The organism is Actinomycetota bacterium, assembly GCA_036280995.1.
Taxonomy (GTDB): Bacteria; Actinomycetota; CALGFH01; order CALGFH01; family CALGFH01; genus CALGFH01.
On the sequence record DASUPQ010000582.1, the window covers coordinates 1 to 2,411 of the forward strand.

Sequence of the window (2,411 nt, forward strand, 5' to 3'; positions counted from 1 at the left end):
GCCAGCCATCCCACGCTCGGCGTAGCGGGCCCGCCACTTGTCCACCACCGGCCGGGTCACCCCGACCCGGCCGGCGATCTCCTGCTTGGCCAGACCATCGGCGGACAACAACACGATCCGGGCCCGCCGCGCCCGCCCGGCTGGCACCGTCGAGGACTTCACCCACTGCTCCAACTTCCGCCGGTCGCCCCGGCGCAACGGCAACGCGGCAGCAGGATGATTGGCCATACCCCGATCATCCCACACAACCGTATATTTATTTCAACGACACGCCACTAGAAGTCCAACAACTGAATTCGATGAATTCCAGAAGGAAGACAGATAGATGGATTTTCGCCAGATGCAGTACCTGGTCACCTTGGCCGACGAGCAGCAGTTCACCCGCGCCGCCGCGATCTGCGGGGTGTCCCAGTCCGGTCTGTCGGCCGCCATCCGCGCCTTGGAGGACGAGCTGGGCTCGACGCTGTTCCACCGGACCACCCGGCGAGTGGAGCCCAACGCGGCCGGGCTCGCGCTGCTGCCCCACGCCCGCACAATGCTCGCCCAGGCGGCGGCCGCCCGCGACGCGGTCGTCCGGGCCAGTCGCGAGCTCTCGGGCAGCCTGCGGGTCGGAGCCGAGCAGTGCCTAGCCTCGATCTTTCATGGCGGGCTTGTTGATCATGGTGCCGGCGTCTCGCCGGCTCTGTCGGTCTGATTGTGTCGGGTGGGTGTGACAGTTCGGCGAGTGTCGTCTCGCTTCGCGCCGGGTTCCACGGTCCCGGGGTTTGCTGGTTCGGATGACGGATGGGATTCCGGCGGGTCAGCCGGGTCTGGCGAGGGTGCGGAGCCGGTTGATGCCGTCGGCGATCAGGGTGGCCCAGGGTGATCGGCTGGCGAGGTGCAGCAGGGTGCGTCGGCCGGTGCGGGCGAGTTGCGCGGCGACGGTGAAGAGCCGATAGCGGAGCCGTTTCGGTTCCCACCGGCGGGCCTCGTGCTCGGTGAAGGCGAGGAGTTGCATCCAGGCGACCAGCTCGGCGGCGAGGCCGACCAGGGCGCACCAGATCCGGTTCTGGTCGAAGTCGTGCAGGGGGAGGTTGGTCAGGCCGGTGTCTTTGGCGTTGCGGATCCGGTCTTCGGCGCGGGCCCGGCGACGGTGCCGGAGCTCCAGGTCGGGGAGTTGGCCGCCGCGGGTGTTGGTGGCGAACGCGGTGATCCGGTGCCCGTCGACGTCAGTCAGGCGCAGCTGCGCGCCGGGATGGGGACGTTCCTTGCGGGCGATCACCCGCATCTCTGGGGGCCAGCCGGACAGGTCGAGCAGGCCGGTGAGCTCGGCGACCCAGGCACCGTCGCGGATCTTCCCGTCGCTGGTGTAGGCCGGTGTCCACACCCGGTCCGGGATCGTCGCCAGCACCTCGGAGATGTCGCCGAGGGTGAACCCGACCGAGTACGACAGGTGGCGTTCGGTCAACCAGTCAAGGAAAGCGTGGGTGCCGCCGGCCGAATCGGCACGGATCAGCACCGTCTGGCCGGGCCGTGTCCCCGGTCGATGTCGGGGTAGCTGTGCGAGTGCCTTGCGGGTGGCGGTGATGTGGTCGGCGGCGGTGTTCGACCCGGCGTTCCCGGGTCGCAGCAGCAGGTGCAACGGTTCCCCGGTGCCGGCTTGGCCGTGGTCGACGAACGCGCACAACGGGTGGAACCCATAGCCCCGTTTGAACGTGGGCGCGGCGTGTTCCTTCTCCGAGTGCGACGTCACCAAGGTCGCGTCCAAATCGATGATCAACGGAGACGACCCGTCACAGCCGTGGTCGGGTGCATGCTCGCCGGCCAGCGCCCAGACCCGTGCTCTGGCCTCGGCACGGGCTGACTCGATCGCCAGCAGCGCCCGGTCGGCGTCTTCGGCGAGGGTGTCGACCAGCCGTGACACCGTCGGATCCGAGGCGACCGGGCCGAACACACCCGGCTCGGCACGGAGCAGGTTCACATCGGCCAGGCAGTCACCGCCCAACGCCAACCCGACCGCCAGGTCGAGCGCGATCTTTGCCGGATCATGGATGGCCAGCGGCTTGCGCCACGGCGCCAACGCCGTCGACAGGGTGCCGTCGATGCCGCTGGCCCGGACGGTCTCCACCAACAACACGCCACCCGCCTGACCGACCGCCGCACAGCCTTCGGTGTCGACGCCAACCCGCGGATACAACCCGGTAGTGTGCTTCACCTGAGAGGTGCTCCTCACCCTGGTTCGATAGATCCCTTAGCAAGATCCATCCAACCTGGTCAGGAGCACCTTTCTCATGATCAACACGGCTTCGAACCAAACAACGCGAAAGCAGCGGGCTAGGGCGTGTACGCGACTGTCGCGAGGGTCCGGCCGGCGCCACCCTACGTCAAAAACTCGACCGAAGTGGCCTCCGAACGGATCCGCCACTCGGACT

At 68.1% G+C, this 2,411-nt stretch carries 2 protein-coding genes; one reads left to right on the top strand and one right to left on the bottom strand.

The annotated features are described in order from the left end of the window. Positions 1 to 325: 325 nt before the first annotated feature. Positions 326 to 694: a LysR family transcriptional regulator gene (locus VF468_19495; protein ID HEX5880472.1), complete on the top strand. Its 369-nt coding sequence runs from the start codon at positions 326 to 328 to the stop codon at positions 692 to 694. Positions 695 to 799: 105 nt separating this feature from the next. Here the strand turns inward: VF468_19495 and VF468_19500 are convergent, their stop codons facing one another. Further along, on the bottom strand, positions 800 to 2,194 hold the full coding sequence (locus tag VF468_19500) for an IS1380 family transposase (protein ID HEX5880473.1): 1,395 nt from the start codon (positions 2,192 to 2,194) through the stop codon (positions 800 to 802). Positions 2,195 to 2,411 lie beyond the last annotated feature (217 nt).